The sequence below is a fragment of the Muribaculum sp. genome (assembly GCF_029051885.1).
GTDB lineage: Bacteria > Bacteroidota > Bacteroidia > Bacteroidales > Muribaculaceae > Muribaculum.
Window position 1 is genome coordinate 1 of the sequence record NZ_JAIDKI010000086.1, and the last position, 7,346, is coordinate 7,346.

The following is a 7,346-nucleotide window of genomic DNA, read 5'->3' on the forward strand; positions in this document are numbered from 1 at the left end:
GTATTCAATTCGGTTATCGTTTGTTATGCATGTCAGCTTTGCGAGGTCTACAGCGTTTATCCCTATAAAGAAAAATGACAACAAGAACATGTCTTTATAGAACTGCTGATAATCCTCTACATCCATACGAATAAAAGCCCTCAGTTCCTCGACGGTCAACGAGCGTTTACGGGTTGCTTCCGGGCGAATCTTGAAACGCCGGAAAGGATATGCTGAGGTGATTTCGTAATCAATCGCATTATTGAACACGGCACGGATGTTTCGCAGATGTATATTGCGGGCATTTTTTGATGCGGTCTGGGCGCAAAATGCCTCGAAATCGGTCAGCCATTTCAAATCAATGTCTTCAAAACTCTTTTTATCAATATCAGGGTCAAACAGTCTAATTTTGTCAAGAGTGTGTTTATAGACACCTTTTGTCCCCTTGTTTTCCTTGCTGTTGATGAAGTTTTGGAAACATGTCGTAAAATTCCCATTCGGCGTGTCTTCTTTCGGCTGTTGAGTCAGAGTGACGCCAAGCAATCTTTCCTGCAAGATGGTGCGAATTTCCTTTACATCCTTGCCGGTCTCCTTTTTGTCTGCAAGTTCAAGCATCAAGTCCTTTATCTGAGAAGTCCAAGAGGCGAGCATCTTTTCAAGGCGGATGTTTCGAGAGCTACCGGACAACGCCGATTCAAGTTCTTCGGGAGTTATTTGTAACCCCATTGACATTTCTGCCTTTTTGCGATTATTGGTAATGCGGAGCATCAAAGAGTCTTTCCGATTAGCATCTACATAAAATTTAGTCGAAAACATGGTGTTGATCTATGGATAAATTAGTTAAGAATTGTTTATTTGTTTCAGCAGATTGCTGAAACATTGCTGAAACATTTTGCGACAAAAGTAGAAAAAACGCGATAAAAAGCGACAAAAAGGACAGATAAAAGAGCCTAAAATAAGCTAATAAACACAAATAACGCGTTGAATACGATAGGTTAATTACCTCGTATTCAACACGTTATCTTCTCGTGATCCGGTTGGGATTCGAACCCAAGACCCACAGCTTAGAAGGCTGTTGCTCTATCCAGCTGAGCTACCGGACCTAAATGTGTTATTAGGGGTGTGCAAAGGTAGCAATTTATGCGTTAACGTTTTATTTGCGTGGTGTTAAAAAATGCTAAACCAAAGGGCAGTGTGGGCTTTACGCCTGTGCAAATAAAAGACTGTGAGTCGATTATCATATGCGTTGAAATGTACGACAACCTGATATCTGCATTTCTTTATGTCGCAATACTCATAAAACATATTAATGCAGCAAAGTGCGTCCTTTGTCATGTCGTACAAATTGCATATTTTTGTAGATTCAAACATAGAGACTGTCCATATTCTTTTTTGCTACATTGTTGACGATGGTATATCTGCGAAGATTCTGACATTGATGAAGGAGTCATATTATGACTGATTCGGTGAAATGCGCGGTAATATACTCTACTCAAAGGCGGCTTAGTTTATGCAGTTTCTTATCTGAACGGTTAAGATAATATGAAATTCCAGCTACAGTCAGAATATTCGCCAACTGGCGACCAGCCTGAAGCAATCCGCCAGCTTGTGGAGGGCATAAACGATGGTGTGCCAGCGCAGACTCTTCTTGGCGTCACCGGATCAGGCAAGACATTTACTATGGCAAATGTCATTGCCCAGGTCAACAGGCCCACGCTTCTGCTCAGCCACAACAAGACGCTTGCTGCCCAGCTATATGGAGAGATGAAGCAGTTTTTCCCGAATAATGCGGTAGAATATTTTGTAAGCTACTATGATTATTATCAGCCTGAAGCCTATATACCATCCTCCGACAAGTATATCGAGAAGGATTTGATGATTAATGACGAAATCGATAAACTGCGTCTTGCCACCACTTCTGCGCTACTCTCCGGACGTCAGGATGTCATAGTCGTTTCATCAGTATCATGTCTTTACGGCATTGGAAATCCGGAAGATTTTCATGCTTCGGTAATTGATGTTCGTGTAGGTCAGAAAATTGCCCGCAACGTATTCCTTCGCAAACTCGTCGATGCGTTGTATTTCCGTAATGAGATTGAACTCGGCCGTGGCAACTTCCGGGTGAAAGGCGACACTGTAGATATACGCCTCGCTTATGAGGAAATCACTCTTAGAGTTGTATTCTGGGGCGATGAAATTGAAGCGATACATACCATACATGCCGAATCGGGTGCATCGCTTGGTAAGCATGACCAGTTTAAGATATTTCCTGCAAATATATTCGTTACTTCGCGTGAAAGAGTAGGGCAGGCAATTGCAAAGATGGAAGTTGACCTCGGCGAACAGGTGGATTTCTTCCGTCGGGAGGCAAAGGAAATTGAGGCGGCACGCCTGTATGAACGTACCACGTATGATATTGAGATGATACGTGAGATAGGGCATTGCAGCGGCATTGAGAATTATTCCAGATATTTTGACGGGCGTGAGCCTGGAATGCGTCCCTTCTGCCTTCTTGACTATTTTCCTAAGAATTTCCTGACGATAATCGACGAAAGCCATGTGACAATTCCTCAGATACGTGCCATGTATGGAGGTGATGTCTCCCGAAAGATGAATCTTGTAGAGTATGGTTTCCGTCTGCCGGCAGCTCTTGACAATCGTCCGCTTAAGTTCAATGAATTTGAGTCTCTTACCAGTCAGACTGTATATGTTTCCGCTACTCCCGCCGACTATGAACTTGAGAAGAGCGATGGTGTGATTGTCGAGCAACTTATCCGTCCTACCGGCCTGCTTGACCCTGTTATTGATGTGCGTCCGAGTCTCAATCAGATTGATGATCTTATGGAGGAGATACAGCTCCGTATCGAACGTGGAGAGCGTGTGCTGGTAACTACTCTCACGAAACGTATGGCAGAGGAACTCAATGAGTTTATGTTAAAGATGCGTATCAAGGCTGCCTATATCCATAGCGATGTCGACACTCTCGACCGTATCCGTATCCTCGACGACTTGCGTTCCGGTACATACGATGTTCTCATTGGAGTCAATCTGCTTCGTGAAGGCCTTGACCTCCCTGAGGTGTCTCTTGTAGCTATACTTGACGCCGATAAGGAGGGCTTCCTGCGTAGCCACCGTTCGCTTACACAGACTGTAGGGCGCGCTGCACGTAATCTCAATGGTACCGTCATCATGTATGCCGACAAGATTACCGACTCAATGCGTCTTACAATTGACGAGACCGAACGTCGCCGTGCCATTCAACTTGCATATAATGAAGAGCACGGCATTACTCCTCAGGCTATCGTAAAGGCACGACAGGCAATAATTGGTATTGATGAGGAGAATGAGGATGGACGTGTTTCTCATTCATCTGTCTCTTCTTCAAAGCGAGGGCAATTGTCGAAAAAGGAACATGGTGGCGTCGTTACTTCCAAATCCAAGCCGATGCCATATATACACGAATACACCAACAAGGTTGACATTGCTGCTGATCCTGTGGTTCCCTATATGAACCGCGACGAACTTCAACGTTCCATCACACGTTTGCGTGCCGAGATGGTGGCCGCTGCAAAAGCCATGGATTTTATGGAGGCAGCTCGTATGCGCGATGAAATCCTTCAGATGGAGGAGCATCTTAGCCGCATCTCCTGATAATATACCTCTCATACGACCTTTTGATACATTGTTTTAAATGGATAAAACCATATATACCGACCCTAAACTTTGGCTTCCGACTTCTGTCAAGGAAGTCGAGGCCCTTGGCTGGGATGCTCTTGATGTGATTATTTTCTCCGGCGACGCTTATGTCGACCATCCTTCATTCGGAGCTGCCGTCATAGGCCGGGTTCTGCAGTCCCATGGACTGAAAGTCGCTATTGTGCCGCAGCCTAATTGGCGCGATGACTTGCGCGATTTCCGAAAACTCGGCAGACCGCGTCTGTTCTTTGGAATATCACCGGGTGCCATGGATTCCATGGTCAACCATTATACTGCCGCCCGACGTCGGCGCAGCGATGATGCATATACCCCCGATGCGCGCTATGGTATGCGTCCAGATTATCCTACAATAGTATATTCCAAGGCGCTGCGTTCGATATATCCCGATGTGCCTATAATTGCCGGGGGCATTGAGGCCTCCCTGCGCCGAGTCAGTCACTACGATTATTGGCAGGATTGTCTGCGTCCGTCCATAATGGTCGATGCCGATGTCGACATGATACTCTATGGAATGGGCGAGCTGAGCACAGTGCAGCTTGCTGAAAGGCTTGCTGGCGGAGAAAAGATATCCCGTATTACCGACTTGCCGCAAAGTGTCACTCTGCGTCCATTGTCGGAAATGCCCGCTCCCGATAAAGATAATATAATACTCAGTTCATATGAAGAATGTCTGCGCGACAAACGTAAGCAATCTTCCAACTTCAAGCATGTCGAACAGCAGAGCAACCGTATGCATGCTGCTACCATCTGGCAGCCACATGGCAATAGGGTAGTGCGCATCAACCCGATGCATCCGCCGATGACAACAGCTCAGATTGACGCTTCATTTGACCTCCCTTATACCCGTTTGCCTCATCCGCGTTATAAAGGGAAGACTATCCCTGCATGGGAAATGATTAAACACTCCATTAATATGCACAGGGGCTGTTTTGGGGGATGCGCTTTCTGTACAATATCGGCTCATCAGGGGAAGTTTATTGCATCGCGTAGCAAGGAATCGATTCTGCGCGAGGCTCGTCAGGTGACACGTATGGCTGACTTCAAGGGGTATATCTCAGACCTTGGCGGACCGTCGGCGAATATGTATCGTATGGGAGGGCGTGACCTTTCGCTATGTGAGCGGTGTATGCGTCCGTCATGCCTGCATCCGAAAGTGTGTCCCAACCTCAACAACGACCATGGCCCGTTGCTTGACGTATACCATGCTGTTGATGCATTGCCTGGTGTAAAGAAATCATTTATAGGTAGCGGTGTGCGTTACGATTTGTCGATGCATGTGTCAGGTGACGAGCATATCGACCGAAACAACCGTCGTTATAATGAGGAACTCATTCGCGATCATGTTTCAGGGCGTTTGAAGATTGCGCCAGAGCATACTTGTGAAGCGGTACTGAATGTCATGCGTAAGCCACCGTTCAGCCAATTCTATGAATTCAAGAAGATTTTCGACCGAGTAAACCGCATGTGCGGTTTACGGCAACAATTGATACCTTATTTCATATCATCCCATCCGGGATGCCGGGAGATTGATATGGCTGAACTTGCAGCCGAGACACGCGACCTCAATATGCATCTCGAGCAAGTGCAGGACTTTACTCCAACGCCAATGACGGTAGCTACTGAAATATATTACTCCGGCTACCATCCTTATACCAGCGAACGTGTATTTTGTGCTGTATCTCCGGAAGAGAAACTCGCCCAACGACAATACTTCTTTTGGTACGACCGCACTTACCGCCAGGGCATTGTTACATCTCTTCGACGTCTACACCGTCCTGACTTGATTCAACGTTTGTTCCCCGGTTATAATCCTCGTTTTGACACGCCGGCAAAGTCTAAGGTCGGCTTTGTGTCAAGAGGCGCATATGCAGGAAAAACCGATAATGCATCCTCCGGTAAAAAGCATGGCTCAACACGTAAACAAAGGTGACGGGACTGGCACAACCAATGCGGATGAAAAATCCTGTTATTTAAATTTTAGTTAACATATTTCGTAGATTCCACCATTTGAGTTAACTTTGGAGGTTAATTGCATGATGGGTTCGTTGCTCTACATAATTATACGCGGGCTCGCTATAGGCGTTCTCATATCGGCACCAATGGGGCCGATAGGGATGTTGTGTATTCAGCGTACTCTTAATAAGGGGCGTTTGCCTGCTTTCTTTACCGGAGTTGGAGCTGCGTTGAGCGATATTATATACTGCTTGCTCACAGGCCTGGGCATGTCGTTCATTACAGATTTTATTCAGGCCAATCAGCTTATACTCCAGATTCTTGGTTCAATTGTGCTCGGTGTGTTTGCCGTATTCCTGTTCCGGCAGAATCCTGCGCGCGGACTCTCGACACCGTCCGATTTACCCAATACCTATTGGAAGGATTTCGGCAGCGGATTCTTGCTTACATTCTCCAATCCCCTGATTCTGTTCTTCATAATCGGTCTTTTCGCCCGGTTCAACTTTCTCTTGCCTGAGTTCCGCTACTATCATTATATAGCCGGATATACCGCTATATTCGGAGGTGCGTTGCTCTGGTGGTATTCGATAACATATTTCGTAAATAAAGTCCGCACACACTTCAATGTGCGTTCCCTGTGGCTTATCAATCGTATTATAGGTGGAGTACTTCTGCTGATGGGCATAGTGGGGCTTGTAATGGGTGTTAAGGACTATATCATGATTTCCGAATGATGACTCAATCCAACTCCGACATCCTTGCCGTACCTTGTATCAGCGAGCTTGACGATATGTCTCCGGACAATTTAATTACGGCTCTTGATGACAGAGGCGTACGGCGTACGATAGAGTATGTGACAGATTCGAAATTTCCTTATCGGCCTCTGACCACATTCTCTATGGCTCATTCCAACCGGTATATCTATATCGACTTTTTCGTGCGATGCAATTTTCTTCGTGCGGTAAACTATATCACCAATACGGCTGTATATGAAGACTCTGCTGTTGCGGCGATGATTCAGCCAAATCCCGGCGATCCTACCGTCTATGTTTTTACATTCAACTGCATCGGCACTGTTTCAGGCTTTATTCTACGCCCGGGGCAAGATGATGTGGTGATAGAGCCGGAAAGACTTGACGGTATACAGAGAGTCGCTTCATGTGGCTCGCGACCGTTTCAGGAACTTGAGGGCTTGTTCTCATGGAACATTCTTGTGGGGATACCTCTTGATTTGCTGGGCATATGCGGAGACTCATGGCCTATGGAGATTAAGGGAAATTTCTTCAAATGTGCTACCGCTACATCTCAGCCTCATTTCATGAGCTGGCTTCCTGTCGAGGGCAATTTCCCATACACATTGCAGCCCGACCGTTTTGGCCGCATGATTCTTGATTGATATGACTACTTAATTATTTACATATATATTTATGAGAAAGATATCTGTATTGCTTGTCGCTGCTCTATGCTGTTTTATGACTGCATCAGCACAGAAAGTCGATTTAGGTTCATTACTTGGCAAGCTCTCATCAGCTTCTAAGGATTCTACATCGACTACCGGCTCAACATCATCAGCTGGTCTTGGAGGTGTGCTCGGAAGTCTTTTGTCCAATGTTCTTGGCAACGATAAGATTACCACTGACGACATGGTCGGAACCTGACTCTTATACACATAACAGAGACCACTAGCAAGGCAGCAA

Annotated in this window: 6 protein-coding genes and 1 tRNA gene; 5 read left to right on the forward strand and 2 right to left on the reverse strand. The window is 46.0% G+C overall.

The annotated features are described in order from the left end of the window. A partial coding sequence (locus tag K2I50_RS03785; RefSeq protein ID WP_301024907.1) for a phage integrase SAM-like domain and Arm DNA-binding domain-containing protein occupies positions 1-795 on the reverse strand: 795 nt, incomplete at its 3' end. A 213-nt stretch (positions 796-1,008) separates the two neighbouring features. Further along, positions 1,009-1,082 (reverse strand) — tRNA-Arg (locus K2I50_RS03790). A 439-nt stretch (positions 1,083-1,521) separates the two neighbouring features. Here K2I50_RS03790 and uvrB point away from each other — a divergent pair. The 5 genes from uvrB (at position 1,522) to K2I50_RS03815 (ending at position 7,307) form a co-directional block, all read left to right on the forward strand. Beyond that, the gene (gene uvrB / locus K2I50_RS03795; RefSeq protein WP_301024908.1) at positions 1,522-3,630 is read left to right on the forward strand and encodes an excinuclease ABC subunit UvrB; all 2,109 of its coding nucleotides are present in this window, start codon (positions 1,522-1,524) and stop codon (positions 3,628-3,630) included. 40 nt (positions 3,631-3,670) lie between these two features. After that, the gene (locus K2I50_RS03800; RefSeq protein WP_301024909.1) at positions 3,671-5,626 is read left to right on the forward strand and encodes a YgiQ family radical SAM protein; all 1,956 of its coding nucleotides are present in this window, start codon (positions 3,671-3,673) and stop codon (positions 5,624-5,626) included. Between the two features lie 106 nt (positions 5,627-5,732). Next, positions 5,733-6,383 carry a LysE family translocator gene (locus K2I50_RS03805; protein ID WP_301024912.1) on the forward strand — a complete coding sequence of 217 codons (651 nt, stop codon included), beginning with the start codon at positions 5,733-5,735 and terminating at the stop codon, positions 6,381-6,383. Then, the gene (locus K2I50_RS03810) at positions 6,380-7,045 is read left to right on the forward strand and encodes a carbohydrate-binding family 9-like protein (protein WP_301024910.1); all 666 of its coding nucleotides are present in this window, start codon (positions 6,380-6,382) and stop codon (positions 7,043-7,045) included. Before K2I50_RS03805 ends, K2I50_RS03810 begins: the two co-directional genes overlap by 4 nt. A gap of 31 nt (positions 7,046-7,076) precedes the next feature. Further along, on the forward strand, positions 7,077-7,307 hold the full coding sequence (locus K2I50_RS03815; protein WP_301024911.1) for a hypothetical protein: 231 nt from the start codon (positions 7,077-7,079) through the stop codon (positions 7,305-7,307). Positions 7,308-7,346 lie beyond the last annotated feature (39 nt).

Excerpts from the sequence above, each read along its gene's own strand:
- K2I50_RS03810 (WP_301024910.1), top strand. The coding sequence starts at position 6,380 with ATGATGACTCAATCCAACTCCGACATCCTTGCCGTACCTTGTATCAGC.
- K2I50_RS03800 (WP_301024909.1), top strand. The coding sequence starts at position 3,671 with ATGGATAAAACCATATATACCGACCCTAAACTTTGGCTTCCGACTTCT.
- K2I50_RS03805 (WP_301024912.1), top strand. The coding sequence starts at position 5,733 with ATGGGTTCGTTGCTCTACATAATTATACGCGGGCTCGCTATAGGCGTT.
- uvrB (WP_301024908.1), top strand. The coding sequence starts at position 1,522 with ATGAAATTCCAGCTACAGTCAGAATATTCGCCAACTGGCGACCAGCCT.
- K2I50_RS03815 (WP_301024911.1), top strand. The coding sequence starts at position 7,077 with ATGAGAAAGATATCTGTATTGCTTGTCGCTGCTCTATGCTGTTTTATG.